At 75.7% G+C, this 26,783-nt stretch carries 24 protein-coding genes; 14 read left to right on the forward strand and 10 right to left on the reverse strand.

Features of this window, described 5'->3' with window-relative positions; translation table 11 throughout:
- A complete protein-coding gene (locus IE321_RS20485; protein ID WP_190224019.1) occupies positions 1–762 on the reverse strand; it encodes a hypothetical protein in 762 nt (253 codons plus the stop codon).
- Between the two features lie 338 nt (positions 763–1,100).
- On the opposite strand from IE321_RS20485, the gene IE321_RS20490 reads away from it, so the two are divergent.
- A complete protein-coding gene (locus tag IE321_RS20490; protein ID WP_190224020.1) occupies positions 1,101–1,826 on the forward strand; it encodes a dienelactone hydrolase family protein in 726 nt (241 codons plus the stop codon).
- Between the two features lie 204 nt (positions 1,827–2,030).
- On the opposite strand, the gene IE321_RS20495 is transcribed toward IE321_RS20490, so the two are convergent.
- Positions 2,031–2,426 carry a hypothetical protein gene (locus IE321_RS20495; protein WP_229916474.1) on the reverse strand — a complete coding sequence of 132 codons (396 nt, stop codon included), beginning with the start codon at positions 2,424–2,426 and terminating at the stop codon, positions 2,031–2,033.
- 219 nt (positions 2,427–2,645) lie between these two features.
- Here IE321_RS20495 and IE321_RS20500 point away from each other — a divergent pair, with 219 nt between their 5' ends.
- Positions 2,646–3,602: an ankyrin repeat domain-containing protein gene (locus tag IE321_RS20500; protein WP_190224022.1), complete on the forward strand. Its 957-nt coding sequence runs from the start codon at positions 2,646–2,648 to the stop codon at positions 3,600–3,602.
- A gap of 182 nt (positions 3,603–3,784) precedes the next feature.
- On the opposite strand, the gene IE321_RS20505 is transcribed toward IE321_RS20500, so the two are convergent.
- Complete coding sequence (locus IE321_RS20505) at positions 3,785–4,573, reverse strand: SGNH/GDSL hydrolase family protein (RefSeq protein WP_190224023.1); 789 nt, start codon at positions 4,571–4,573, stop codon at positions 3,785–3,787.
- Complete coding sequence (locus IE321_RS20510; RefSeq protein WP_190224024.1) at positions 4,570–5,991, reverse strand: DHA2 family efflux MFS transporter permease subunit; 1,422 nt, start codon at positions 5,989–5,991, stop codon at positions 4,570–4,572. Before IE321_RS20510 ends, IE321_RS20505 begins: the two co-directional genes overlap by 4 nt.
- 67 nt (positions 5,992–6,058) lie before the next feature.
- Between IE321_RS20510 and IE321_RS20515 the strand changes: the two genes are divergently transcribed.
- Positions 6,059–6,670, forward strand: coding sequence for a TetR/AcrR family transcriptional regulator (locus IE321_RS20515; protein WP_190224025.1), 612 nt, complete (start codon positions 6,059–6,061; stop codon positions 6,668–6,670).
- Positions 6,671–6,726: 56 nt separating this feature from the next.
- Here the strand turns inward: IE321_RS20515 and IE321_RS20520 are convergent, their stop codons facing one another.
- Together IE321_RS20520 and IE321_RS20525 are read right to left on the reverse strand one after the other, a co-directional pair.
- Complete coding sequence (locus IE321_RS20520) at positions 6,727–7,377, reverse strand: HAD family hydrolase (RefSeq protein WP_190224026.1); 651 nt, start codon at positions 7,375–7,377, stop codon at positions 6,727–6,729.
- A 32-nt stretch (positions 7,378–7,409) separates the two neighbouring features.
- Entirely contained in the window at positions 7,410–7,862 is a 453-nt protein-coding gene (locus IE321_RS20525; protein ID WP_043225297.1) for an Lrp/AsnC family transcriptional regulator, read from the reverse strand.
- Between the two features lie 124 nt (positions 7,863–7,986).
- On the opposite strand from IE321_RS20525, the gene IE321_RS20530 reads away from it, so the two are divergent.
- On the forward strand, positions 7,987–8,931 hold the full coding sequence (locus IE321_RS20530) for an SMP-30/gluconolactonase/LRE family protein (RefSeq protein WP_190224027.1): 945 nt from the start codon (positions 7,987–7,989) through the stop codon (positions 8,929–8,931).
- 62 nt (positions 8,932–8,993) lie between these two features.
- Here IE321_RS20530 and IE321_RS20535 read toward each other — a convergent pair whose 3' ends face one another.
- Positions 8,994–9,950 carry a GlxA family transcriptional regulator gene (locus tag IE321_RS20535; protein WP_190224028.1) on the reverse strand — a complete coding sequence of 319 codons (957 nt, stop codon included), beginning with the start codon at positions 9,948–9,950 and terminating at the stop codon, positions 8,994–8,996.
- A gap of 95 nt (positions 9,951–10,045) precedes the next feature.
- Between IE321_RS20535 and IE321_RS20540 the strand changes: the two genes are divergently transcribed.
- Complete coding sequence (locus tag IE321_RS20540; RefSeq protein ID WP_190224039.1) at positions 10,046–10,978, forward strand: NADP-dependent oxidoreductase; 933 nt, start codon at positions 10,046–10,048, stop codon at positions 10,976–10,978.
- A 41-nt stretch (positions 10,979–11,019) separates the two neighbouring features.
- Here the strand turns inward: IE321_RS20540 and IE321_RS20545 are convergent, their stop codons facing one another.
- The gene (locus IE321_RS20545; RefSeq protein ID WP_190224029.1) at positions 11,020–12,468 is read right to left on the reverse strand and encodes an MFS transporter; all 1,449 of its coding nucleotides are present in this window, start codon (positions 12,466–12,468) and stop codon (positions 11,020–11,022) included.
- A 96-nt stretch (positions 12,469–12,564) separates the two neighbouring features.
- Between IE321_RS20545 and IE321_RS20550 the strand changes: the two genes are divergently transcribed.
- The 3 genes from IE321_RS20550 (at position 12,565) to IE321_RS20560 (ending at position 15,098) form a co-directional block, all read left to right on the forward strand.
- Positions 12,565–13,158 carry a helix-turn-helix domain-containing protein gene (locus IE321_RS20550; protein WP_190224030.1) on the forward strand — a complete coding sequence of 198 codons (594 nt, stop codon included), beginning with the start codon at positions 12,565–12,567 and terminating at the stop codon, positions 13,156–13,158.
- Positions 13,159–13,286: 128 nt separating this feature from the next.
- Positions 13,287–14,579: a hypothetical protein gene (locus IE321_RS20555; RefSeq protein WP_190224031.1), complete on the forward strand. Its 1,293-nt coding sequence runs from the start codon at positions 13,287–13,289 to the stop codon at positions 14,577–14,579.
- A gap of 9 nt (positions 14,580–14,588) precedes the next feature.
- Positions 14,589–15,098, forward strand: coding sequence for a cupin domain-containing protein (locus IE321_RS20560; protein ID WP_043225287.1), 510 nt, complete (start codon positions 14,589–14,591; stop codon positions 15,096–15,098).
- Positions 15,099–15,106: 8 nt separating this feature from the next.
- On the opposite strand, the gene IE321_RS20565 is transcribed toward IE321_RS20560, so the two are convergent.
- Entirely contained in the window at positions 15,107–15,844 is a 738-nt protein-coding gene (locus IE321_RS20565; RefSeq protein WP_043225286.1) for a hypothetical protein, read from the reverse strand.
- A 107-nt stretch (positions 15,845–15,951) separates the two neighbouring features.
- Between IE321_RS20565 and IE321_RS20570 the strand changes: the two genes are divergently transcribed.
- Positions 15,952–16,788, forward strand: coding sequence for an NAD-dependent epimerase/dehydratase family protein (locus tag IE321_RS20570; RefSeq protein ID WP_190224032.1), 837 nt, complete (start codon positions 15,952–15,954; stop codon positions 16,786–16,788).
- A gap of 19 nt (positions 16,789–16,807) precedes the next feature.
- On the opposite strand, the gene IE321_RS20575 is transcribed toward IE321_RS20570, so the two are convergent.
- On the reverse strand, positions 16,808–17,239 hold the full coding sequence (locus IE321_RS20575) for a hypothetical protein (protein ID WP_190224033.1): 432 nt from the start codon (positions 17,237–17,239) through the stop codon (positions 16,808–16,810).
- A gap of 138 nt (positions 17,240–17,377) precedes the next feature.
- Between IE321_RS20575 and IE321_RS20580 the strand changes: the two genes are divergently transcribed.
- The 5 genes from IE321_RS20580 to IE321_RS20600 all read left to right on the forward strand — a co-directional run bounded on the left by IE321_RS20580 (position 17,378) and on the right by IE321_RS20600 (position 26,600).
- Positions 17,378–18,253 (forward strand): class I SAM-dependent methyltransferase, encoded by an 876-nt coding sequence (locus tag IE321_RS20580; protein ID WP_229916476.1) that lies wholly within the window; start codon positions 17,378–17,380, stop codon positions 18,251–18,253.
- Positions 18,254–18,260: 7 nt separating this feature from the next.
- Positions 18,261–18,851 (forward strand): GNAT family N-acetyltransferase, encoded by a 591-nt coding sequence (locus tag IE321_RS20585; RefSeq protein WP_190224034.1) that lies wholly within the window; start codon positions 18,261–18,263, stop codon positions 18,849–18,851.
- Positions 18,848–19,135: a hypothetical protein gene (locus IE321_RS20590; protein ID WP_043225281.1), complete on the forward strand. Its 288-nt coding sequence runs from the start codon at positions 18,848–18,850 to the stop codon at positions 19,133–19,135. The genes IE321_RS20585 and IE321_RS20590 overlap by 4 nt, the downstream gene beginning before the upstream one ends.
- Positions 19,136–19,452: 317 nt before the next feature.
- Positions 19,453–20,838, forward strand: a complete 1,386-nt coding sequence (locus IE321_RS20595; protein WP_229916478.1) for an acyltransferase domain-containing protein — start codon at positions 19,453–19,455, stop codon at positions 20,836–20,838.
- Positions 20,835–26,600, forward strand: coding sequence for an SDR family oxidoreductase (locus IE321_RS20600; RefSeq protein WP_190224036.1), 5,766 nt, complete (start codon positions 20,835–20,837; stop codon positions 26,598–26,600). Before IE321_RS20595 ends, IE321_RS20600 begins: the two co-directional genes overlap by 4 nt.
- Positions 26,601–26,783: the final 183 nt, after the last annotated feature.

Consider the following 26,783-nt stretch of genomic DNA (forward strand, 5'->3'; position numbering starts at 1 on the left):
TCAGAGGCTGCCGTCCCCGGACAGGGCGCTCCCCCCGTACGAGTCGCCCTCGGTCCGGGCGACGGTCTCCCTGGCGGCTCGGGCGCCGAGCAGACCGGCGCGGGCGGCGAACCCCGGCAGCAGGAGGCGGAGAGCGCGGCGGCCGTGGACGGCGACGAGGAGACCGGTCTCCTCCGGCCCGGTCGGGCCGTCGTCCACGAGGGGACGGAGGTCACGCTTCGCTCGCAGCAACCGGTGCCCGGCCAGGGTCCGGGCCGGGGCGCACGGGACGGCGAGCGAGAGCAGGACCAGGGGCAGGCCGGTCCAAGGGGACCCCTGCACCGCGACGGCCAGGGCCGTACCGCCCGCCGCGAGGGCCGGCGCCCCGGCCAGGACCAGTCGGGCCCGCCCGCAGCGCAGGCCACGCCCGACCAGGTCCGCGCGCACCTCCTCCCAGGCGCGCCGCACCGCCGGAGCGGCGGCCGCGTCGGCCACGGACAGCTCCCGGCCGAGCACCGTCCACGCGGCCCGGTTCAGCACGCTCACGTCACGCCCGGGTCCGGAGTGGACGACCCGCCGCAGCCGGCCGGCCGGGCCGACCTCGACCACCCCCGCGAGGTGCAACTGCACGACGGCCACGGCCAGCGCGGCCCCCGAGCCGCCGCGCACCCCCGCGACCCCGACCGCCGTCAGGCCGTCGACCCGCCCCCTGGCGGGCCACCAGCGCAACAGCCCCGCGCCGACGAGCCCGGCGACCACCCACACGACACCGATCGATCCCACCCCGCACCCCCACCGCGCAGACGGCCGACGCCCCCCGGCCCGCTCGCAGCAGAATGCCACGACCGGATGCCTCACGGCTCGGGAGTACGGCCGCCCCGTGCGTACCGCGAACGACCCGCGCCGGGGACCACGGGGGTCCGACCCGGGTCAGGGGAAGGGACGGGAAAATCGTTTGGCCGAACCCGGTGCGCCTTGCTAGGTTTCCGGAGGCCGTGCGAGAGAACGAGGAGGTGGTACCCGTGAACACAGTGTCGACATGGGTGCTCCCCTCCGGGGTCACGGTCGGACGGTAGGCCGTCCGGGAGCGCCGTTCCACAGCTCTCCCGAAAGGCACGACCGTGCACTTCACTTCCGAACAGCGGCTCGACGACGGCGTCGTCGAGCGTGCGTTCCTCCTCGGCGACATTCCGGGCACCTTGTGGACGCCCCCGTCCACCACGCCGGTCCCGCTGATCCTCATGGCCCACAACAACGGCCTGCCCCAGGCCGATCCCCGGCTGGTCGCCCGGGCCCGCTACACCGCCGCGCGCGGCTACGCGGTGGGCACCATCGACGCCGCCGGATGCGGTGACCGGCCCCGTACGGCCGCCGAGGAGCAGGCCCGCGCCGAGCTCCGCCGGGCGATGCGGGCGGGCGAACCGGTCGACGAGATCTTCGAGTCCTTCATCGGCCCGATGGTCGAGAACGCCGTCCCGGACTGGCTGACCACGCTGGACGCGCTGCTCGCGCTGCCGGAGATCGGCGGACCGGTCGGCTACTCCGGGGGCTGGACGGCTCTCGGCATCCGGCTGGCCGTCGCCGAGCCGCGCATCGCGGCCGCCGGCCTCTTCGCCGGAGGCTACGTGCCCCGCGCCCAGCGCGAGGAGGCCCGGCAGGTCACCATCCCCCTGCTGTTCCTGCTCCAGTGGGACGACGGGGGCAACCCCCGGCAGCGGGCCCTCGACCTGTTCGACTCCTTCGGCAGCAAGGAGAAGACGCTGCACGCCAATCTCGGCGGACACACCGGCACCCCGGCGTTCGAACTGGAGGACGGCTGCCGCTTCCTGGACCGCCACCTGAAGTGATCCCGGACGGCGAACGCCACGCACCCGTCCGGGTTCCCTCCTGAACGGGTGCCGCCAGGGCGCTCCGCCGGCCCCCTCCCTCGCGGGCCCCACCCTGGTGGTGGGGCCCGCGCTTCGTCGGGCGCGGTCCACGTCGTTCCGCCGTGCCGGCCTGATGCTCCTCTTGGCAGTCAAAGGCTGCCGTGAAGCTGAGAGTTGGCCCGATCAGGTTTGGTAGGGGTGCAGGGAGACGCTCTGCGACTCGACGCTGATCTGCACCCAGGAACCTTCCAGGCCGCTGGGGACGGGTGGCACCAGGTCGAACAGCACGGACCAGTGGCCCATCTGGAGGTAGGCGGTGGCGTCGGCGGTCAGGTGGAGGCTGCCGCTCATGATCACCCGGTCGCCTTCCTGCCGGAGTTCCGGCTCGTCGGAAGGAGCTGCCCGGGTGTTCTGGCCCCAATGGATGTCCTCGTCGACCGTCCATTCGATGAGGTGCCGGCCGTCGGCTTCTCGTGGATCACCGTGCCAGAGCGCCACGGCGGACCCTATGGGGGTGTGAACCCGAACTGTCGGGTGCTGCTGCGAGGTCTGCGGCAGACTCTCTGTGCGGACGAACATCGCCCCATCATCCAAGACGTCACGCCCCAGGATCGAGGGGACTTCGGGGACGGATGGTGACGGGTGTGGGGAGCGATGCGGTAGAGGGTTGAGCCAGCCCTGTGGTCGCCGCCCCGGCGGTGACCACGACCACCGGAACCCGCTACGGGTGTCCATGTCAGAGCCGTGTGCGAGCGTGTGGAAGCCGTGGAGCGAGGGGGGCGACGTGAGGGGAGAGGGATGACCGGCGTGCGGGACGGGTGGGACGGCATGGGGTGGGACTGGACCGACCACGAGGACATTCGGCGGCGTCTGGACGGGGGTGCCGATCCGGAGAGGTGGAGCGGGGGACGGCCCCTGCACCGCGCGGCGTTGTTCGGCTCCCCGGAGGTCGTGGCGGAGCTGGCCGGGCGGGTGGCGGAGGTGGACGCGACGGAGGGCGGGGTGACGGCCTTGTGGGAGGCCGTCGTCGCCGGGAAGCCGGAGAACGCTCGGGCCCTGGCCGTCGCCGGGGCCGATCCCTGGCGGACGTCGCTCGGTGGCTGGTCGCCGGGGCGGCTGAGCCTCGCGGGGCCGACTCCCGGGCTCTTCGCCGTCCCGGCGGGGGTGGGGCTGAGCCCCGGCGAGCGCGCGACCGCCGAGGAGGCGCGTCGCCTCCTCGCGGCGCTGGGCGAGTTCTATTACGACGGCCTGGGACTGGCCTGCGTGGCGGGGATCGACGCGGCCGAGGCGGTGCGCCGTCTCGACGGGGCGCCGGTGCCGGACGACGTCATGGAGGAGTTCCTCGACGACCCGTACGACTACGACATGGACGAGAGCCTGCGGTTCGTCGGCGTGACGTCCGTGCCGGGCGGCTGCGTGGTGACCCAGCCCTGGGGTTACGCGCCGCAGATGCCGGGGGTCATGGCCCGGCTGTCCGCCGGGACCTTCTGCTACGGCCTGTACGCGAACCCCAAGAGCGGCAACCAGGGGAGCGTCGCGCGCGACGGCACCGTGGAGGCGGGGGACCTCCACCCCGGCGGCGGGCCCGACGAAGGCGACAGCCCGGAGGAGGTGCTGCGCTCCTACCTGTACCACCATCGGGCGGTGGCCTTCGCGTGCGCCTTCGCGGGGCTGCGCCCGGTGGACGCCCGCGGCGTGCTCGGTCCCCCCGACGTGTGGATCGAGCTGCCGGACCGCGACTACTGGGCCCGCTGAACCGCTCCCTACCGGATTCTGGTTCGCGCCCCAAAGCCCGTCCGGGCTCGTCCGGGCCTGTCCGGCGGAGAACCCGGCCGCGAGTCCTTCGAGCACGTCCAGGTCCCGCACGTCGAGGGCCGGGCTCCTGATCCATCGGTAGGGGACCCCGTACGGGCCGAACGCCACCTGCCCCGCTGTCCTCACCCGCCGGTCCGAAGGATCGCCTCCTTCACCACTGCCGCGCACCCTCCCGCCCCTTCAGCCCTCCGCTCGGCGTCCCGGGCGATCGTGGTGGCGATCGCGGCGAAGGCGATGGCGTGGCCTCGGGCGTTCGCGTGGACGCGGTCGGCGGCGTAGATGCCGGGGTCGGCGGCGAGGGGGTGGTGGTGGGTGTCGACGTGGATGCCGTTCAGGGCGCGCGTCAGGTCGGCGGTGATCCGGTCGAGTTCGTCGAAGCGGCGGGCCATGCCGGGGGCGTGTTCCGGGGGGACGAGGCCCGAGCGGGCGAGGTCGAACAGGCCGATGGTGATGACGCGGGCTCCGCTCTCGGCGAGGGGGGTGAGGAGCGAGGTGAGGTTCGCCCGGAGGGTGCCGGGGTCGAAGTTCCGGAAGGCGTCGTTGCCTCCCGCGCTCACCATCACCACGTCCGGCTCGAACTCCAGGGCGGGGGCCAGCTGTCGGTCGCGGATCTCGTCGAGGAGCAGGTGGGGCGTGGCGAGGTTGACGGCGGCGAAGCCGGGGCGGGTGGCGGCGAGGGCGTCGGTGAAGCGGTCGGCGAAGGAGCGGGCGCGGTAGCCGGGGAGGGGGTCCATCACGCCGGCGGTGACGCTGTCGCCCAGGACGGCGAGCCGGTTCCACGGGAGGTCGCGGAGGAGTTCGGCGGCGACGTCGGGGCCGGTCACGCAGTGCGGGTCGGAGGACTCGGCGGCGAGGTCGGGGTGGTCGGCCGGCGGGTCCTGGAGGGGGGCGCGGTGCGGGTGCGGGGTCATCGCTGGTCTCCTTCGAGGACGCGGGGGGCGGTTCGGGTGGAGGGCCGGGGCACGGAGGGCGGGGTGGGGCGCAGGGCGAGTCCGCCGAGGGCGGCGGCCACGTTGACGGCGGTGGTGAAGCCGTACACGGCGGCGTACGGCTCCGCGCCCGTGCCGGAGACCTCGGCGACGATCACGGCCGTGGCGGCGATGCCGAGGCCGCCGCCGATCTGGCGGGCCGCCATGACCGTGCCGGTGGCGGCGGCGAAGTGCTGGGGCGCCACGGAGAGGGCGGCGGCGCTGGAGATGCCGACGGTGGCCAGTCCGACCCCGACTCCCATCACGGCTCCGGCCGGGAGCCACAGCGTCCAGAAGCGCGGTTCGGTGTCGATGAGCAGGGCCAGGACGGCGGTCGCGGCGGCGACGAGGGCCGAGCCCGCCGCCACCATGGTGCGCGGGGTGAGGGTGAGGGAGAGCCGGCCGATGCCGATGCCGACCACGGCGGTGACGAGTGCCGCCGGGCTCATCGCGAGACCGGCCTCCAGGGCGGAGTAGTTCCAGGCGTCGGTCATGAAGAGCACGCCCAGGAGCATCGTGGCGAAGAGGGCGGCGCCGTACGCGACGGAGACGGCGCTCGCGACGGCGAAGGGCCGGCTGCGGAAGAGGTCGAGCCGGAGCGCGGGGCGCGGATGCCGGAGCGCCCTGGCGACGGTCGCGGCCCCCGCGACGACGGTGACTCCGGCGGCGGCCAGGACGTGCGCCGAGGACCAGCCGTGCTCGGGGCCCTGCGTCAGGCCGTACACCGCCGCGCCGACGGAGACGGCGAGCAGCAGGCTGCCCGCGAGGTCGGGCGCGCGGCCGGTGCGGGTCTCTCCGGTGAGCAGCTTCCGGCCGGCGAGCAGCACCCAGACGCCGACGGGCAGGTTGAGGCAGAACAGCGCCCGCCAGTCGAGGACTTCGACGACCACTCCGCCGAGGGCGGGTCCCGCGGCGGCGGCCAGGGCGCCCGCGGCGCTCCACAGGCCGATCGCGGCCCGTCGGCGTTCGGCGGGGATCTCCGCGAGGACGAGTCCCAGCGAGGCGGGGACCAGCAGGGCGGCCGCCAGGCCCTGGGCGGCGCGGGCGCCGAGCAGCACGGGCAGGTTGGGGGCGAGGGCGATCAGCAGGGAGGAGGCGGTGAAGGCGGCGACGCCGAGGAGGAAGAGGCGGGCCCGGCCGACGGCGTCGGCCAGCGGGCCGGCCGGGGCGAGGAGCGCGGCGAAGGGGATCACATAGGCGGTGGCGACCCAGGAGACGGTGGTCAGCGAGGCGTCGAAGGTGTCGGCGATCGGCGGCACGGCCAGGTTGGTCACGGTGGCGTCGAGGAAGCTCAGGAAGGTGCCCGCACTGGCGAGTAACAGCGCGAGGGAGGCGCGGCGGGTGGTCGCGAGAGGCGTCATGGCGAGGATTTAAGAGTACGATCGTTCGTACGTCAATGGCGTACGGTCGTTTGCTAAGCTCTGGTGCATGGCAGGACGCGCATCGGCTCAAGCAGCCCTCGAAACCAGGCGGTCGGTGCTGCGCGCCGCCGCCGAACTCGCTTCCCTGGAGGGCCTGGACAGCGTGACGATCGGTCGACTCGCCGACCGGCTGGGGATGAGCAAGGCGGGGGTGATCGGCCAGTTCCGCAGCAAGGAGAAGCTCCAGCTGGAGACGGTGGAGCTGGTCCTGGAGGACTTCCGCACCCAGGTCTGGCTGCCGGTGCGCCACCTCGACGCGGGGCTGCCGCGGCTCCTCGCCGTCTGCGCGTCCTGGGTGCGGTACGCCGCCGATCCCGGCTACTCCGGCGGCTGCCTGCTCACCCAGGTCACGTACGACTACGACGCGCGCACCGGCTCCGTGCACGACCGGATCGCCGAGGGGCGCGCCCGCTGGCGGGACACCCTGCGCCACGACATCGACGCCGCCGTCGCGGCCGGCGACCTGCCGTCCGCGACGGACGCCTCCCGCGTCGTCTACGGACTGGAGTCCCTGGCCGCGGGGATCACCCCGGCGCGGCTCCTGCACGGCGACCGCCACGCGGACGGCTGGGCGCTGCACGGCATGCGCACCCTCCTGGGCGTCCCGGCGACGGACTGACCCGTCCCGGGGGGGCGACCGCGGGAGGGACGGCGGCACCCGCGTGCCGTCCGGCGTCAGCGCCCCGCGAGCAGTTCCGGCAACGCGCGCATGTCGCCGAAGACCACGGTGTCCGGGCCTTCGAGCCGCGCGGCGGGGGTCGGCCCCCCGGCGTAGCCGAAGGCCCGCATCCCGGCCGCGCGGGCGGCCGCGACGCCGGGACCGCTGTCCTCGACCACCGCGCACGCGGCGGGGTCGACGCCCATGCGGCGGGCGGCGTACAGGAAGAGGTCCGGCGCGGGCTTGCCCCGGGACACCTCGCTCGCGCTGTAGATGCGGCCCTCGAAGTGCGCGTACAGCCCGGTGCGACCCAGGGTGTGGCGCATCTTCGCGTGCGAGCCGCTGGACGCGACGCAGGTCGGGAGGGTGAGGGCGGCGAGCGCCTCGGGCAGCCCGTCCACCGGGTCCAGTCCGGTGTCGACCGCGTCCCGGTGGCGCCGGACGAGCAGGCTCCACCACAGTGCCGCCGTCTCGGCGCCGAGACGCTCGGCGATCTGCCCGACGATCGACTCCTTGGAGCGCCCGATGAACCGCTCGACCACCTCGTCGGCGGTGATCGGCCAGCCCAACTCCGCGCCGAGCGCGACCTGGAGGCGGACGGCGAGGCGTTCGCTGTCGACCAGGACGCCGTCGCAGTCGAATATCACGAGCTCTATCGGCTTGATCATTCCCGCAGAGTAGGCGGCGGGGCGGGCGGGGCTCACGTCCCGTCGGCCGCGAGCGGTGACAGCGGCCGCTCGAAGAAGGTCTCCAGGACCACCGTGGCCTGGGTGCCGCTGACCCCGTCGACGGCGTAGATCCGGCGCAGCACGTCCTGGAGTTGCTCGGTGGTCGCGGTCCTGACCTTGACCAGCACGGAGGCGCTGCCGGCGATGACGTGCGCCTCCAGGATCTCGGGGAGCGCCGCGAACTCCTGCGCCGAATCCCCCATCCAGGACGTCGAGTCGACCATCACGTAGGCGAGGACCCCGCTGCCGACGGCGGCCGGGTCCACGTCGACGGTGGTGCGCCGGATGACGCCGCGCTCCTTCAGTTTCCGCACCCGCTCGTGGGCGGCGCCGGCGGACAGCCCGACGGCCTGCCCCAGTGCGGCGTACGGCTGGGTGGCGTCCTCCTGGAGCCGGGCCAGCAGTGCGCGATCAATGTGATCCACAACTCTCCATTCACTGTCTCCTAGCCAGGACCATATCTCATCTTGCAATATTCCCTTCGGGCCGACTGGCATTCAGTTCAGGCCTGAGTTCGGCATGTGATGTCTCTCGTGAGGAGTGGACCCTATGAGCAGCGAGCGCCCCGGGCTGTACGAGATGTTCGACGAGCGGTTCCGGACCGGCCGGTGCATGAACGGGGACGACGCGCTCGAAGTCCTTTACACCGGCTGCCGTTGGGCCGAGGGGCCGGTCTACGTACCGGCCTGGCGGCAGGTGGTCTGGAGCGACATCCCCAACGACCGGATGCTGCGGTGGGACGAGGAGACCGGAGCGGTCGCCGTCTTCCGCCGCTCCGCGGGCCACACCAACGGCAACACCCTCGACCGCGAAGGCCGGCTGATCACCTGTGAGCAGGGCAACCGCCGGGTGACCCGGACCGAACACGACGGCACCGTCACCGTGCTGGCCGACCGGTGGCAGGGCAAGCGGCTGAACAGCCCGAACGACGCGGCCGTGAAGTCCGACGGCTCGATCTGGTTCTCCGACCCGGACTTCGGCATCACCAGCGACTACGAGGGGTACCGCGCGCAGAGCGAGATCGGCTCCAACAACGTCTACCGGATCGATCCGGCGACCGGCGAGGTGCGGCTGGTCGCGGACTGCTTCGGTGCGCCGAACGGGCTCGTCTTCTCGTCCGACGAGCGGCAGTTGTTCGTCTCCGACACCCGCGCGGGCTTCGTCCGCGTCTTCGACGTCCGCGAGGACGGCACCCTGTCCGAGGGCACGGTCTTCGCGAAGGCCGGCGACCGCGAGAAGGCCCGCTTCGACAACCTCCGCTTCGACGAAGGCGGTCGGCTCTGGGTCGCCGCGATGGACGACGGCGTGCACTGCTACGACCCCGACGGCACCCTGATCGGCCGACTCGACGTGCCCGAGGCGGTCGCCAACATCTCCTGGGGCGGCGCCAAGCGCAACCGCCTCTTCATCGCGGCGGAGACCAGCCTCTACTCGGTGGTCATGGCCGTCACCGGCACGCACCCGACCGGGCCGGGCCGGCGGCCCTGGCTGTAGCCGACGCCCCGGGACCGGGGCCTGCGACCCGTCGGACCCGGCCCGGGCCTTGAGGAGCGTGTTCAGCCCGTCGGCGCCGCGGCCCCCCGGAAGGTGCGGCGGTACGCCATCGGCGAGACGCCGATGGCGGCGTGCAGGTGTTCGCGCAGGGAGGTCCCGGTGGCGAAGCCGACCTGGCCGGCGATGTCGTCGACGGCCAGGTCGGTGGTCTCCAGGAGGTGTTGGGCCCGGGTCACGCGCTGCTGGATCAGCCAGCGTCCCGGGCTCATCCCGACCTCCTCGCCGAAGCGGCGCGCGAAGGTGCGCAGGCTCATCCGGGCGTGCCCGGCCAGCTCGGTCAGGGTCAGCGGCTCGTGGAGGTTCTCCAGCGCCCACTGGCGGGTGGCCGAAGTGCCGCTCCCGGCCGCCGGGGGCACGGGGTGCTCGATGTACTGGGCCTGCCCGCCGTCCCGCCACGGCGGTACGACGCAGACGCGGGCCACGTGGTTCGCGACGGCCGCGCCGTGGTCCCGTCGCACGAGGTGGAGGCAGACGTCGACGCCGGAGGCGGCGCCGGCCGAGGTCAGGACCGTGCCGTCGTCCACGAACAGCACGTCCGGGTCCAGTGCGACCGCCGGGTACCAGGACCGGAAGACGTCGGCGACCGCCCAGTGGGTGGTGGCGGGCCGCCCGTCGAGCAGTCCGGCCGCCGCGAGGACGAAGGCGCCCGTGCAGATGGACACGATCCGGGTGCCGGGGCGGACGCGCGCGAGGGCCTCGCCCACCCCGGGCGGCAGTGCGCGCGAGAGCCGGGAGAGGTCGAAGGGCGGCAGCAGCACCGTGTCCGCCGTCGCGAGGACCTCGGGGCCGTGGCCCACCGTCACCGCGAAGTCCGCGTTCGTGGCCACGGGGCCGCCGTCGACGGAGCAGGTCAGGACCTCGTAGCGGTCCTGGAGGGCGCCGAAGACACGGCTCGGGATGCCGAGCTCGAAGGGGTACACGCCGTCCAGGGCGAGGACGACGACGCGGTGGACAGTCATGGCACGATCCCGTCGGAAGTTGGCATTCATGCCATGGTACCCAGGTGGTCCCCCGGGCGAGGCTGGACGGCATGACGAACCCCACCACCGCCACCATGCGCGCCATCAGCCAGGACACCCACGGCACCCCCGAGGTCCTGGAGCAGGTCCTGCTCCCCCGCCCCGCCCCCGGCCCGGGCCAGATCCTCGTCGCCGTCCGCGCCGCGGGCGTCAACCCGACCGACTGGAAGCACCGCGCCGCCGGTCTCTTCCTCGGCCGACTGCCGCTCGTCCTCGGCTGGGACGTCTCCGGCGTGGTCGAGGCCGTCGGCTTCGGCGTCACGCTGTTCAAGCCGGGCGACGAGGTCTTCGGGATGCTGCCCTACCCGCACGGCGTCGGCTCCCACGCCGAGTACGTGACGGGCCCCGCCCGCGCCTTCGCCGCCAAGCCCGACGTCATCGACCACGTCCAGGCCGGCGCCCTGCCGCTCGCCGCCCTCACCGCGTACCAGGCGATCGTCGACACCGCCGCGGTCGGCCCCGGGCAGCGCGTCCTGATCCACGCCGCCGCGGGCGGCGTCGGCCACCTCGCCGTCCAGATCGCGAAGGCCCGCGGCGCGTACGTCATCGGCACCGCCAGCGCGGCCAAGCACGAGTTCGTCCGCTCGATCGGCGCGGACGAGGTGATCGACTACCGCACCACCGACTTCCGCGACGCCGTCCAGGACGTCGACATGGTCCTCGACCCGCTCTCCGGCGACACCCGCGCCCGCTCCCTCGACGTCCTGCGGCCCGGCGGCGTCCTCGTCTCGATCCTGCCCGGGACCGACCCCGACGAGGCCGCGAAGGCGGCGGCCCGCGGGGTCCGCGTGGAGTCGCTCCTCGTCGAGGCGGACCACGCCGGCATGAACGCCGTCGCCGACCTCGCCGCCTCCGGCGCCCTGCGCGCCCACGTCGAGGCCGTCTTCCCGCTCGCCGAGGCGGCGAAGGCCCACGCCCTGGGCGAGACGAACCGCACGACCGGCAAGATCGTGCTGACCGTCCCGTAGCGGGCGCGCCCCTCACCCCCGTTCTCGGACCGCTCCGCCCGTCACCCCGCGTCCGGGGTCGCCTCCTTCCGCGGCGAGAAGCGGGCGACGGCCAGGAGCAGCACGCCGCAGGCGGCGACCACGGCCCAGCCCGGCCGGGCCGCGTGCGCGAGGCCCACCGGTCCGCTGCCCGCCACCAGGCCACCGGCGAGGGCGATGCCGAGGGCGGCGCCCAACTGCCGGGCCGTGGAGGTGATCGCGCCGGCCACACCGGCGCGGGCGGCCGGCAGGCCGTCGACGGCCGTGTCGGTGATCGGGGCGTTGGCGAAGCCGAAACCGACGCCGACGAGCCCGTACGCCGCGAGCAGCAGGTACACGCTCGTGTGCGGGGTCAGCCGGACCAGGCACAGGCCGCCGGCCGTGAGGAACGCGCCGGCCAGGAGCAGCGGCGTCCGCGACCCCCTGCGGCCGACCATGCGGCCGGCCCACGGGGCGCAGACGGTCGCCCCGAGGGCGAGGGGCAGCGTCGCCGCCCCGGCGGCCGCCGGCGACCAGTCCCGGGTGTGCTGCAGGTAGAGGGTGTTGAGCAGCAGCGCGGTGTTGAGGGCGACGAAGACCGCCACCGCGCCGACGACGGCGCCGCTGAACACCGGACGCGCGAAGAGCCGCGGATCCATCAGCGGCTCCGGGCGGCGGGCCTCCACCCGGACGAACACCGCCGCCACCGCCACGGCGCCGGCGTACCCCGCCAGGGCCGTCGGCGACGTCCAGCCGATGCGGGGTCCCTCGATGAGGACGCCCACCACGAGCGTGAGGAGGAGGGCCAGCAGGGCCTGGCCGGGCAGGTCGAGCCGACGGGCCCGCGGAGCCCGGGACTCCGGCACGAAGACGGCGCTGAGCAGCAGAGCGGCCGCGACGACGGGGACGTTGACCCAGAACAGCGCCCGCCAGTCGAGCCCGGTGAGCAGCAACCCGCCGGTGACGGGTCCGACCGCCATGCTCAGGCCGAAGACCGACGCCCATATGCCGATCGCCCGCGCCCGCTCCTTCGGGTCCGGCATCGCGTTGACCACGATCGCCAGGGCCACGGGGCTGAGCATGGACGCCCCGACGCCCTGGAGCGCCCGGGCCGCGACCAGCACGCCCACCGAGGGGGCGAGGGCGCAGCCGAGCGAGGCGACGCCGAACAGCGCGAGCCCGCACCGGAACACCCGGCGCCGCCCGAACCGGTCCGCCAGCGCGCCCGAGGAGATCAGCAGACCGGCCAGGACGAGGGTGTACGCGTCCACGACCCATTCGAGTGCGCGCGTGCCGACGCCGAGTCCGCGCCCGATGGACGGCAGGCCCACGTTGACGATGGTGGTGTCCAGGCCCACCAGGAACATGCTCAGGCAGCAGACGGCCAGGACCGCCCAGCGCCCGCGGGCGCTCGACACGACGGGCGGGGCGGGCGGGCGTCGGTCCTGTTCGGCTTTCCGGTGCGCGTTCTGGTGCGCGGGGGTCGTGGTCACGGTCCACCTCTGATGTCCGGGAACGAAGTCCCGCCAGATTCGGCCCCGGTGGGGGCCACGGCCCACGCGTTTTGCGAACACTGCAAAACTGGAGCCATGAACACGGAAGCCGGGGACGTCGAACTGGAGCGGATCCTCGACGGCATCGGACCGCGGCTGCGCGGCCTGCGGCGGGAGCGGGGCCTCACGCTGGAGGCACTCGCGTCCGCGACGGGGATCTCGGTCAGCACCCTGTCCCGGGTGGAGTCCGGCAAGCGACGCCCGACGCTGGACCTGCTCATCCCGCTCGCCCGGGTCCACCGCGTCGCGCTCGACCAGCTGGTGGCGGCGCCCACCAGCGGCGACCCCCGGGTGCACCTCCAGCCGCTGCGGAGGAAGCGCGGCAGCGTCCTCGTCCCGCTGACCCAGTACCCGGGCCGCGTCCAGGTCTTCAAGCAGGTGCTGGCACCGCGCGAGCCTGAGCTGGTCACCCACGCCGGATACGAATGGCTCTACGTGCTCGCCGGCCGGCTGCGCCTGATCCTCGGGGACCGGGACATCACGCTGCTGCCCGGCGAGACGGCCGAGTTCGACACCTCCGAGCCCCACTGGTTCGGTCCCGAGGACACGAACGCCGTGGAGATCCTGCACCTGTTCGGCCCCCACGGGGACCAGGCCGTCGTCCGCGCCCGGCCGTCCGGCGGGTCGTAGGGCCGCGCCGCCGCGTCTCGCCGGGGAAGGCCGACGCGCGCCGCGGCTCCCCTCCGGGCCGCCGTGTCCCCGCGCCGGGCGTCTCGTTCGCATAGGCGGTCTTCGGTCGAGCGGTTACGAGGTGGGTCATGCGGGTCCGGATGGTGTCGGAGGGCGTCGGCGGGGCGCGGGGCGGGACGGCGGCCCGGCCCGGGCGGACGAACGCGCTGGACCGGGCGTTCGCGCTGTTCCACGCGCGGGGCGCGGTGCCCGTGGTGGTCGGGCACGTCCTGGACTTCCCCGCCGGGTCGTTCACGCTCGACGAGCTCCGTGCCCGGGTGGCCGAGCGGGCGCCCGGACTGGACGCCCTGCGGTTCGTGGCGACCCCGGGAGCCCGCGCGTGGACGCCCTCCGCCGCTCCCGGGGCGGCGGCGCACGTCAGCGGGGAGCGGGTGGACGGGCGGCTCGCCGAGGCGACCGACGCGGTGTGGCGCGAGCCGCTGCCCGGCCGTCCCTCGCCGGGCTGGGACCTGCGGCTGCTGACCTGCGGGACGGAGCGGGTGCAGCGGCTCTGCTTCCGCGTCGACCACTCGGTCGTGGACGGCGTCGGCGCGGCGCATCTGGTGGCGGCGCTGCTCGCCGACGAGCCCGGCGCCGGGCCGTATCCCTACCGGCCGCCGGTGCCGGGGCGCGGCGCCCTCGGGTGGCTGCGCTCCTCGCCGTTCGGGAGGTTCCCCGAGCACGAGACGGTGCCCCCGGGGTGCGGCGCCGCACCGAGCGGGCTGCCCGCCACGGCGTACGCGGACGTCCCGGACGCGGAGCTGCGGGCGGTGGCGTCACGGTGGGGGGCGGGCGTCAACGACGTGTACCTCACGGCCGTGACCGGTGCGCTCGCCGCCTTCCAGGAACGGCAGGGGGCGCGGGCGGGGGATCTGCGGGTGGTCATGCCGATGTCGGTCCGGACGGCCGAGGCCCGGCTCGCGCCGGGGAACGCGGCGCTGCCGGCGGTGCTGCGGTTGCCGTGCGCGGTGACGGACCCGGGCGAGCGGCTGGAGGCCGTGGTCGGGCAGACGCGCGCGCACAAGGGTTCCGGGCTGCGCGAAGGCGGCTGGAGGGCGCTGCTGCGCGTCCCGCCCGCGCTCCTGTACCGGGGGATGGAGCGCCCCGCGTTCCGGCTGGTCACCAGTCACATCCACATCCCCGGCGCCTATCGCGTGCTGGGCGCTCCCCCGCTCGGGGCGAGCGTCTTCGGCCTCAACAGCCCCGGCCTGCTCGGCTACTTCTCCCTCACGCGGACGGCGGCCACCGCCCGCGTGACGGTCGCGCACGACCGGTCCCACCCGGCGATGGCGACGCTTCCGGACCTGTGGAGGGAGGCGCTGGACGGGCTCGCCGCGCACCCGGGGGGAAAGGGATGGGCACGGACGCCTTCACGATCATAAAGTCACACCGTGATCGAGAAGACTCCGGCCGCCGCGCCGTTCCCGCCCTTGCTGACCCGTCACGACGAGGCGGAGACCTGTGCCGATCCGAGCAGCGTGATGACGCTCCTCGCCGACTCGGACGCCACCGCCGACGGCTTCACCAGCTACCGTTCCACCTTCGCCGAGGGCGCGGTCGGCGCGCCCGCCCACTTCCACACCAAGGCGACCGAACTGTTCTTCGTCATCAGCGGCTCCCTGCGCGTCCTGGTCGGCGAGGAGGTCACCGTGCTGAACGCCGGCGACTTCCTCGCGGTGCCGCCGCACACCCCGCACGCCTTCGCCGCCGCCCCCGGCCACGAGGCGGACGTCCTCTTCGTGTTCACCCCCGGCATGGGCCGCTTCGACTACCTGCGGCTGCTCGGCCGGGTCATGCGCGGCGAGGCGGACTTCCAGGAGATCGCCGATTCCGCGGAGCGGTTCGACAACCACTACGTCGACAGCCCGGCCTGGCGCGCCGCCCTGGAGTCGGCGGAGTAGCGCCGGGTTCAGTGCGGCGGCGGCTGCCGGTGCAGGGCGCCGCCCACGCCGCAGCCGCCCTCGCCGGGCATCCGCTGGATCCGGGGCGGCACCCACACCTCGGTGAGACCGGGGCCGACCACGGCGAGCACGCAGTCCTGCGGGTCGTAGCCGTTGCCCTTCACGGACAGGCTGACGCCGACCCGGGCGCCCTCCGTCTCCACCTCGGTGCGGATGTCCGGGTGCAGGTCGAGGGAGGCGAGGACCCGGCGCACCTCCGCCTCGTCGGCCCGGCCGCCCTTCGGCACCCGGGGAAGCTTCGCGTTCAGCGCCCCGGACGGCAGCTCGGGGGGCGGGGGCGGTGCGGCGAAGCGCAGCGGCGGGCCGTCCGGGCAGTCCACGTCACGGGGTTCCTCCCGCCATTCCGACCGGGGCGACACCCGTACCGCGAAGCAGCGCCGCACGACGACCTCCTGGGCGTCGAACCGGTCGTCGTACGCCGAGCCGGACGTGCGGACGACCACGTCGACGCCGTCCCCGTCGTGCGTCGACGTGCCGGTGAGCCGCAGCACCTCCACCCCCTCGACCTCGGCGGCCTCGCGCCCCACCTCCTCCGCCGTGCGCGGGCGCTGGCCGTAGAGCCGCTCGCCCACCTTTCCGGCCGCGTCCCGCGCGGCGTCCGTCGCGCGGTCCTCGGAGTTCTCCAGCACGCCGCAGCCGACGGTGATCGATGACAACAGCACTGCCGACAGCAGCAGTCGACGCATGGCGTGTCCGCCCCTCCCCGTGTTCCCCTCCGGTGCCGCTCCCCCCGGAGCGGCGTCCCCGATCGTACGCAGCCGGTACGACAGGAAGATCTTCTAGGGTGGGGTCCATGCGGGTACTCGTCGCGGGCGCCACGGGCGCCGTCGGTCGTCAGCTCGTCCCCCGCCTGGAGGCGGCGGGGCACGAGGTCGTGGGCATCTCCCGGCGCGGACCGCGCCCGGTGGACGTGCTGGACGCCGGAGCCGTGGAGCGGGCGGTGGCCGAGGCCGCGCCCGACGCGGTCGTGCACCAGCTCACCGACCTGGGCGGGGCGGACGGCGCCGCGAACAACCGGGTGCGCGTCGAGGGGACCCGGCACCTGGTGGACGCGGCGCGCGCGGCGGGCGTCCGCCGGATCGTCGCGCAGTCGATCAGCTGGGCGTACGCCCCCGGGGACGGGCCCGCCGACGAGTCCGTACCGCTCGACGCGACGGACGAGCCGCCCCGGGCCCGGATCGTCGCGGGCGTGCGGGCCCTGGAGACCACGGTGGCCGAACTGCCGGAGGCCGTCGTCCTGCGGTACGGGATCCTCTACGGCCCCGGCACCTGGTACGCGCCGGGCGGCGCGGTGGCCGCCGCGCTCGCCGGGGACGCGGAGGCCCGGTTCCTGGGCAGCACGGCGGCCGACGCCTCGGTGAGCTCCTTCGTGCACGTCGCCGACGCGGCGGACGCCGCCGTACGGGCCCTGGCCTGGCCCTCGGGGGCGTACAACGTGGTGGACGACGAACCCGCCCCCGCCCACGCCTGGTTGCCGCACCTCGCGAGGGCGCTGGGCGTCCCCGCCCCGGCACGGACGGAAGGCCGCGTCCCCTGGGCGCGCGGCGCGCTCAACGCCCGGGCGCGTGGCCTCGGTTGGGCGCCCGCCCGGCCGTCCTGGCGCACCGGGTTCGTGGACCAGGGCGCTTAGGGTCCGGCGCGGCGGCGGCTCACCCGTCCGACGGCCGGCCCCTGGGCGCCCAGGGGGCCTCGGCCGGTTCGGGTCCCTCCAGGGCGGTGCGGAACTTCTCCTTCAGGGACTTCGCCGGCGCGTGCTCCTCCTCGCGGGCGTGCACGAGGCGGGCCGTGCTGACGCGGAGGTGGCACTCGCGGTGATTCTGCTTCACCCAGACCAGCCAGTCGCCGCCCGCGGTGCGGTAGGCGCGGCGGGCGGGCGTGTCGCCGCGCCGCGCGTGCCGGGCCAGGACGGCCGGCAGGTAGTGCAGCGCGGCGTCCTCGGCGGTGGCGCGCACCTCCTCCTCCGTACCGCTCACCGGATGGCTGGCCACCAGGGTCCAGTGGTGCAGTCTCAGCTCCACGCCGTCGGCGCGCGCCGTCATCCGTGTGTCCTCCTCGATGAGGACGTACCAGTCGTCAGTCATGCCGGGAGCGTACGACCGGTCCGGCGATCATGGAAAAGCCGGGTCCGCGAACGGCACGCCGGCGGCGTGGGGTGACGTCGACGGCGCCGGGCCGCGTGTCGGCCGTCCGCGCCGGGCCGGGCGGACGATCGTGGTCGGGTGCGGGAGCGACGTGAGGTGTGGACGGCGGGCGAGGAGTACGAGCGGTACATGGGGCGGTGGAGCCGCCTGGTCGCCGAGGAGTTCGTGGAGTGGCTCGGGGAGGGGGACGGCGGTGGGTACCGGCTGGACGCGGGCTGCGGCACCGGGGCGCTGACGGCCGCGGCGGCGACCCATGGCCGGGCCCGTGCGGTGGTGGGGGTGGACCGGTCCGCCGGGTTCGGGGCGGCGGCCCGCGGCGCCGTGCCCGCGGCGGCGGGGTTCGTGGTGGCCGACGCCGGGGCGCTGCCCGTGCGTGACGGCGCGCTCGACGCGGTCGTCAGCGGACTGGCGCTCAACTTCCTTCCCCGGCCGGACGCGGCGGTGGCCGGGTGGGCACGGGCGGTGCGGCCGGGCGGCCTGGTCGCGGCGTACGTGTGGGACTACGCCGGGGGCATGGGGTTCCTGCGGTGCTTCTGGGACGCGGCGGTCGCCGTGGACCCGTCGGCCGCCGCGCTGGACGAGGGGGGCCGGTTCCCGCTCTGCCGCCCGGAGCCGCTGCGCGCCCTGTGGTCGGGGGCGGGACTGGTGGACGTGGTGGTGGCGCCGATCGAGGTGCCCACGGTGTTCAGCGGTTTCCCGGACCTCTGGGAGCCGTTCCTGAGCGGGCAGGGCCCCGCTCCCGGCTACGTCGCCGCCCTGGACGCGGACACCAGGGTCCGGCTGCGCGAGGCGCTCCGGGCGGCCCTTCCCGTACGGCCGGACGGTTCGATCACGCTCACGGCCCGGGCCCGGGCGGTCCGGGGGCGTCGGCCGGAAAGCGGAACCGATCCGGCCGGACCGCGCCGCGCACACCGGCCCGACGACCCGCGGCGGCGCCGTACGACGGTCCTATGATCACTGGATGACCGCCACCGTGCTGCTGACCGCCGACGCTTCGCCCGCCGGACCCTCCCTGGTCCTCCGCCCCTGGGAGAGGGAGGACGCCGCCGCGCTCGTCGGGATCTGGCGCGACCCGGCGCTGCGGCACTGGACGAGCACCGCCGTGGAGGACGAGGCCGATGCCGTGCGGTGGGTGCGGGAGCAGGAGCGCGGCTGGGCCTCGGGCGAACGGTTCGGATTCGCCGTGCTGGAGGGGCGGGCCGATCCGGGGAGCGCGGGGGCGGTGGTCGGCAACGTGGTGCTCAAGGGGGCGGTGGCCGGGGCCGCTTCGGCCGAGGTCGGGTACTGGACCGCCGCGCACGCGCGCGGGCGGGGGGTCGCCTCGCGCTCCCTGGAGGCGATGACCCGCTGGGCCTTCGACACCTTCGGAGGGGACGGGCTCCAGCGGCTCGACCTCCTGCACCAGGCGGACAACGTGGGCTCGTGCGGTGTGGCGCGGAAGGCCGGGTACGCCTTCGACCGGATCCTGCCCGCCTCGCCGCCGGCCTTCCCGCTCGACGGGCACCTGCACGCGCGCTTCGGCCCGGTCCCGGGTGCGACGGTGACCGCGTGAGCGGCGACCTGGAGGTGAGCGCCCTGGCCATCAACGTCACGGTGCCGGAGGCGCTCCGGTGGACGGACACGCGGCGGGGTGAGACGTTCACGCTCACCACGCTCAACGTACGGCTCCTGCCGGACGGCCGGCTCGCGGTGAAGGCGTACGGCCGTCCCGTCGGCGGCGGCCGCGGAGGATACGTGTCCTTCCCCGTCCCCGACGAGCCCGAGCTGGCGGCCCTGGTCTCCGAGGCGGCCGGTCGCGCCGGGGAGTTGTGGGCCGCGCACCGCGGGCTCGGCTGACCCCGTCCGGCGTCGGGCGGGCTGCCGGGTGGTCCGCGCCGCCCGGCAGCCGATTCACACTGATGTCCACCCTATCGTCACTGTGGGTGATGACAGGGCATATGACCTGACGAGACCATGAGGCTCGTGGGCTCACGCCCCTGTTCCGGGCCCGGTGCGCCGCCGCGTCGTCGCGGTGCCGCCCCGGGTCGACGTCGTCCCCTCTCCGCACCGTGCACTCGTGGGCCTGTCGCGCCGGAACGCTCCTTCGCCGCGCGCGCCTGACCACGGCCTTCTGTCGATCCGGCTGATCACTCGTGTGTCATGGAGGACTTGCTGTGACGGACTGCGCTGTCATGTTTCCCGGGCAGGGCGCCTATCTGCCCGGTGCGCTCGCCCCGTTGGCCGAGGACGAGCCACTGGTGCGGGAGACGCTGCGGGTGCTGGACCGCGCGGCGGGGCGGGTGGGGCGGAGCGCCCCCTCGCGGCTGCTGCTCGACGAGGACGCGCCGTCGCTGGCCGAGCTCGTCGTCAGGTCTCCCGCCGATCTGCACGTGGCGCTGTTCGCCGCCGAGATGACCCTCTTCCGGCTCCTGACGGAGCGGCACGGGCTGCGGCCGACCGTGCTGATCGGGCACAGCTTCGGCGAGTTGGTGGCGCTCACCGCCGCCGGCGTGTACGGCCTGGACGACGGGATGGCGCTGGTCGCCGCCCGGGACGACGCCTTCGCGGAGTGCCCGCCCGGGGAGGGCGGGATGGTGGCGCTGGCCGTGTCGGCGTCCCGCGCCGCGGGCCTCCTGACCGGGCTGGGCGAGTGGGAGGTCACCCTCGCCGCGGACAACGGTCCGCGGCAGTGCGTGGTCTCCGGGCCCGCCGCCGCGCTGGAGCGGGTGCGGGCCGCGGCCGAGACGCTGGGCATCGGGGCGACCAGGCTGAGGGTTCCGTACGCGTTCCACCACCGGATGCTCGCGGGGGTCGCCGACGACTTCGCCCGCCGGGCCGCCGGACTGCGGACCGGGCAGGCCCGGCACGTCCTGCACTCGGCGATCCTGGGCCGCCGCCTGGACGGACCCGACGGGGTGGCCGATCTGGTCGCCGCCCATCTCGTGCGGCCCACGCGGTTCACCGAGGCCGTGCGCCGGCTGCACGCGGACGGGGTGGACCTGTTCGTGGAGTGCGGGCCTCGCGGTGTGCTCAGCGATCTCGTCGAGACGACCGTGCCGGGCGTGCGGGTCGTCGCGCCGCTGCGACGGCGGGTGGGGGGCCGGTCCGTGGCCGACGCCCTCGCCGGCACGGGGGCGCTCCCCGGAGCCGTCGTGTCGCTCCCGCCGCCGGAGAGGGACCCCGCGCCGCTCCCGCGCGCGTCTCGCGTCGACGGCGACGGCGACGGCGGGCCCGGGGCGGGGGTCGGGGCCGACGGGGACGGCGTCCGCGACCGGGAGGCCGTCGTCGAGACGCTGCGCTCCCTGTACGCGACCGCGCTCGGCTATCCCCCCGAGGTGCTGACCGAGGACGCGGACCTGGAGGCCGACCTGGGGGTGGACTCCATCAAGCAGACCGAACTCTTCGCCCAGGCCGCCGCACGCTACGGGCGCACCCTGCCCGCCGAAGGCTCGCGGCTGACCAGCTACACGACCCTCGACGCGCTGGCCGGACTGCTCGCGACGCTGCCCGCCCAGGACGCCGGAGCGCGCGGCGCGGGCACGCGGGAGGTGTCGGCATGAGCGGGGACCGCTCTCCCGGCGCCCCGGCCGCGACCGACCTGCGGGGCAAGGTCGCCGTCGTCACCGGCGGGGGCAAGGGCGTCGGCGCGGCCATCAGCCGGGAACTCGCCGCGCGCGGCGCGTACGTCGTCGTCAACCACTTCCACTCGTCGGGGGCCGCCGAGGACACCGTCGCCGCGATCCGCCGGGCCGGTGGGCTCGCCCGGGCGGTACGGGCCAGCGTGGCCAAGCGCGAGCAGGTCGAGGCGCTGTTCGCGTCCGTCGCCGACGAGCACGGCGGTCTGGACGTCCTCGTGAACAACGCGGCCCGCGGCGTCTTCGCCCGCTACGACGACCTCACCGACGTGGAATGGCGGCGGGCCCTGGACACCAACCTCCACGGGGCCCGGTGGTGCGCCCTCGCGGCGGCGCCGCTCATGGCCGCCCGCGGCGGCGGGGCCATCGTCAACGTCTCGTCCATCGGCGCGGGCCTGGCCATGGACAACTACCTGCTGGTGGGCGTCTGCAAGGCCGCGCTGGAGGCGATGACCCGCTACCTCGCCGCCGACCTCGGCCCCCAGGGCATCCGGGTGAACACCGCCTCCGCCGGTCTGCTGGACAACCCCACCGCCGCGCTGTTCCCCGGAGCGGCCGAGCTGCGGGACACCTGCCGGGCGGCCTCGCCCCTCGGGCGCCTCGGCACCGAGGAGGACCTGGCCCGGCTCGTCGCCTTCCTGGCCTCGCCGCAGGCGGAGTGGATCTCCGGACAGTGCCTGCTCGCGGACGGCGGCCTCTCGGTGGGACGGGCCATGCTCACCCCGAGCCCGGCCGCCCGTCCGGTCCGCGGGTCCTCCCCCGCGCCACCCGCCGGCCCGCCTCCGACGCCGGCCGCCGGCCCGGTCCCCGAGCCCTCCCCCGTGCCACCCCCGTCCGGGCCCGTGCTCCCGCCCGTCCCGGTGCCCCGGACGCGCTCCGCGCCCCCCGCCGAGGACCGGACCGTCGCCGTCGTCGGCATGGGGCTCGTCGCGCCCGGGGCGGACGGACCGGACACGTTCTGGCGGCGGCTGGTGGAGGGCGTGCCGCAGTTCGGCGAACCGGGAGAGAGGTTCGGGCTCGACCACTTCTGGTCGGACCGGGACGCGCCGGACCGTACGTACAGCCGGGTCGCCGGCTACGTCCGGCCGGTGCCGCCCGACGGCGAGGACTTCCTGACGGCCTGGACGCACACCGCCCTCGTCCAGTGCGGGGCCGTCGCACTCGGCTCCGCCGCCGGTGCCCGCGCGGCCTGCTTCGTCGGCGCGTGGAGCGAGGGGTCCCAGCACGTCGAGGAGAGCCTGCTGGCCGAAGCCGCCGCCGAGGGCCTCGCGGCGCACTGGCCCACCGCCGCCGACGAGGACCTCCGCGAGCGGCTGCTGGCCCACCTGCGGGACCTGTACCCGCACGCCGGACGTCTGGCCGAGCACCTTCCGGCGGCGGCCGTGCGGCGGGCGGTGGACCGGCTGTTGCCGCCGGACACCCCGGTGCAGGTCGTGGACACCGCCTGCTCGTCGTCGCTGTACGCGCTCGACCTGGGGGCCCGTGCCCTGCTGGACGGGGAGTGCGAAGTCGCCCTGTGCGGAGGGGTGTTCTCCCTCGGACCGCGCTACAGCGTGCTCTTCTCCCGGCTGCGCGGACTGAGCCGGTCGGGTGCCGTGCGGGCGCTCGACGGCGGGGCCGACGGGGTGCTGTTCTCCGACGGGGCCGGGTTCGTCGCACTGAAGCGGCTGGACCGGGCCCGGGCGGACGGAGACCGCGTCCTGGGCGTCCTCGCCGGGTTCGGGGCGGCGTCCGACGGGCGCGGGCGCGCCGTGCACGCGCCCCATCACACCGGACAGGAGCGGGCGTTGGCCCGGGCCCGCGCCGTGTCCGGGACACCGGCGGAGCGGGTCGACTGGGTGGTGGCGCACGGCACCGGGACCCCGGTCGGGGACCGGGTGGAGCGCGGCGTCACACACCGCCAGGTGCCGGGGGCGTGGTGCACGTCCAACAAGTCGGTCGTCGGGCACACCGGCTGGAGCGCGGGCGTGGTCTCCGTCGTCCACGCCCTCCAGGCCCTCGCGCACAGCGTGATCCCGCCGCAGACGCCCTACCGCGCCCCGGACGATCCGCCCGCGCTCCGGGTGCCGACCGGGCCCGTGCCGTGGCCCCGACCGTCCGGACGGCCCCGCACGGTCGGCGTCTCCTCGTTCGGCTTCGGCGGCACCAACGCCCACCTCCTGCTCCAGGACGCGCCCCGGCCCGGGGAGGCCGCGCCCGTCTCGCTTCCCGATCCGGCCCCGGACGATCCGGTGGTGGCGGTGGCCTGGTCGGCGCACCTGCCCGGGGCGCCCGGCGCGGAGGAGGTGGCGCGTCGGCTGGCCGCGGGGCTGCCGCCGGCCGGGCGGCGGTCGTTCGGCGACGACTACCCGGCGCCTTCCTTCGCGGAGGTGCGCATGCCCGCGCGGACGGTGGAGGCCGTCGACCGGGCGCAGTTGATGGCCCTCCAGGCCGCGGCCGGGCTCTCCGCCCCGGACGGCTCGCCCTGGTGGGACGGGCTGCGGGAGCGCTGCGGGGTCTTCGCCGCCCACACGGGGGTTCCGGCGCGGGCACCCGACGTCACCCTCCGCTGCTATGCCGCCTCGCTGACCGCGACCCTGGCCGGCCGCGTGCCGCCGGGGGTGGACGCCGGGGCGTACGAGCGGGCCACCGGCGCGTTCCTCGCGTCGGTGCGTGGTCTGCCCGCCCCGGGGGAGGACACCCTGGCCGGGCTGATGCCCAATGTGATCCCCGCCCGGGTCGCCGCGTCGCACGATCTGCACGGGCCGACGATGGTCCTGGACACCGGCCTCTCCTCCGGCCGCACGGCGTTGCGGGCCGCCGCCGCCCGACTCCGGCGCGGAGAGGTGGACCTGGCGCTGGTGATCGGCGTCAACGGGGTGAGCGGCCCGCTGTTCGCCCGCCTGCACGCGGGTGACGGGGACGGGCGGCCGGCCGAAGGGGCGTTCGCCCTGCTGCTCTGCCGGGCGTCGGTCGCGGGTGCGCGCGGCTGGCCGGTGCTGGGGCGACTGGCACCGCTGCTCGACGCGTTGCCCGCCGCGCCCGAGGCCCACGCCGGCTGGAGCTACCGGGGGGCCGACGACCTGGTCGGCGTGGTGCGGCAGCTCGCCGCACCCACGGGGCCGGTCGCGGAACGGTCGCCGGCGGAGGAGGAGCGGAAACCCGTCGCGGCCCCGGCCGTGACGTGGCGCCACACCCTGCGCTGGGAGCGGCGGGGCACGGACGGCTCGCCCGCCCGTCCGCTGCCCGCCGGGGCGCTGGTCCTCGCCGGTCCGCGGCACGCCGCCGCCCTGCGTCCCGTGGTGGAGGCGGCGGGACCGTCCGGCCGGCTGGTGACGCTGGACGCCGGGCAGGACCCGCAGGAGGTCGTCGACGCCGTCCTGGCCGCACGCCCGGAGGGGTTCGCGCACCTGCGGGTCGTGGTCGATCTGCACGCCTGCGACGCCTGGCCCGCGCCGCCGTCGCCCGGACTCCTGGCGCTCCAGGAGGGCGCGTTCTGGGCCGTACGGCAGCTGCGCGACCGGCTCACGGCCGACGGGACCTGCGGCGTGGCCGTGATGGCGCCGTTCGACGGCGGCCATCCCCCGCCGCACGCCCAGCTGTTCACCGGGTTCGTCAAATCCCTGGCCTGGGAGCTGACCGGGTGCACCGTGCGCGCCGTGGTCGGCGACACCACCGCGGCGCGCGGGGCGCTCGCCGCGCTGGAGGACGAGCTCGCCCGCCCGGCCGACGGCCCGCCCGTCGGCCGCCACCGCGCGGACGCCCGGTTCGCGCAGCGCCTCGTCGAGAGCCCGGCGCTGCGTCCGGCGGACGGGCCGCCGCTGGAGGCGCGGGCCGTGGTCGTCGCCACCGGCTGGGCGCGGGGCATCACCGCCGCCTGCCTGCTCGGTCTGGCCCGCCGCACGCCGCTGCGCGTGCACCTCGTGGGCTCCAGCCGGCTCGGCGACCTGCCCGACGGGCTGCTCGACGCCGCCGAGGACGAACTGCCCGCCGCCCGGGCCCGGTACATCACCGCCGAGCGCGACCGTCGGCCGGACCGGCCCGTACGGGAGGTCAACGCCGCCTTCGACCGGCTCCTGCACGCCCGCGAGTCGGCCCTCACGCTGCGGGCCCTGCGGGCGCTGTGCGGCGACGACCGGGTGCACTTCCACACCTGCGACCTCACCGACGCCCGGGCCGTGCGGGCGCTCGCGGACGCCGTCCGCGCCCACGAGGGCCGCGTCGACCTGCTCGTCAACGGCGCCGGGCTGCACCACCCGGGCGACATCGTGCGCAAGACCCTGCCCGGGATGCGGTGCGTCCGCGACGTGAAGCTGTACGGCCACCACCACCTGCGGTCCGCCTTCACCGGGGCGCTCGCCCCGCGCCTGTGGTGCAACTTCGGGTCCGTCACCGGGGTCGCGGGACTGCCCGGCGAGAGCGACTACTCCCCGGCCAACGACTTCCTGTCCGGTGCCGCCCAGGCCGGTCCGCCGGGCGAGTTCACCATCGCCTGGACGGTCTGGGACGAGACCGGGCTCGGCTCCGGGGCGATCGTCCAGTCCTACACCGCCCGCACCGCGCGCCTGTCGCGCATGACCACCGCGGAGGGCGTCGACCACTTCCTGGCCGAACTGGGCCGCCGCGCGGACCCCGGACCCGGCACGGATCCCCGGCCCGGCACGGACCCCGCCCTTCCCCCGCATCAGGACCGGCTGGTCACCTTCGTCGGCGAGGCCGAGCACCGTTCCTTCGCGCTCCGTTTCCCGGGCCTCCTCGCCCCGCCCGGGACGGCGCCGCGGCCCGCCTCCGCGGCGAACGCCCCCGGGCTCCCGGGACTGCTGCCCGAGCCCGGCGAGCACCGGAGGGAGCGGGCGAGCTGGCGGCTGGCCCTCGACCTCGGCACGCACGGCTTCCTGCGCGACCACCTCGTCGACGGGAGGCCCACGGTGCCGGGCGTGCTGCTCGCCGACCTCGCCGTCCAGGCCGCCCGCACCCTGGCGCCCGGCCTGCCCGTCCGCAGCGTCGACGACCTCGCGTTCAGCGCCTGGGTGCGGGTCCGCGCGGACGGCCGGCCCACCCTGTTCCGCGTCGACGCCCGGCGCACCGACTCCCGGCACGCCTGCTCCGTCACCGTCACGGTCCGCTCCGACACCGTCGTCCCCGACGGCCGGACGGTGGCGCGTAACCGCGAGCACTTCCGCGCCACCGTCCGCCTCGGCGGCACGCCCCTCGTGCCGCACGCTCCCGGCCCCCTGGCCGCGCCGTTCCTGCCGGTCGAGGACCCCTACTACTCACCCGCCTCACCGGTCCTGCTGAGCGGCGCCTTCCGCGCCACCGACCAGTGCCGCACCACCCCACTGGGGACCACCGCACGCTGGCTGCCCGACGTGCGGGCGCTCGCCGGACTGCCGCGCCTGAGCACCCCCTGCACCCTGCTCGACAGCCTCGCCCGCACGCCGGCCCTCCAGGCGGCGCCCGACGGCCGCCGTCCCGTCCCCGTCCCCCACCACATCGAACGCATCGCCCTGTACGAGCCCGGCGACGACCGGACGCTGCTCACCCGCCATCCGGACGGCCTCCGGCTGTACCACTCCCCCGCCACGGCGGTCAGCACCGCCGCCGCCGAGGACGGCGTCGTCGTCGCCCAGATCACCGGGATGCGCGCCACCGTGCTCGCCCACCTTCCCGCCCCCGTTCCCACCCGTGACACCGCCGCTTCCGGCTGAGCCCCGGCGTCGGTCGGTGCCCTCGCCGGCCGGCCCGGTGGACCTCTGGTGGCACGTCGGACCCGACGCGGCGGGCCGGGGGCGCGGCCGGGCACTGCTGCGGCACGCCGTCGCGGCGCGCTGCCACCGGGAGCCCGGCACGCCGGCCCTGGCGCCCGACGCGCGGGGGCGCCCCTCCCTCCT

Origin of the sequence: Streptomyces hydrogenans (genome assembly GCF_014656075.1) — a bacterium.
Taxonomy (GTDB): domain Bacteria; phylum Actinomycetota; class Actinomycetes; order Streptomycetales; family Streptomycetaceae; genus Streptomyces; species Streptomyces hydrogenans.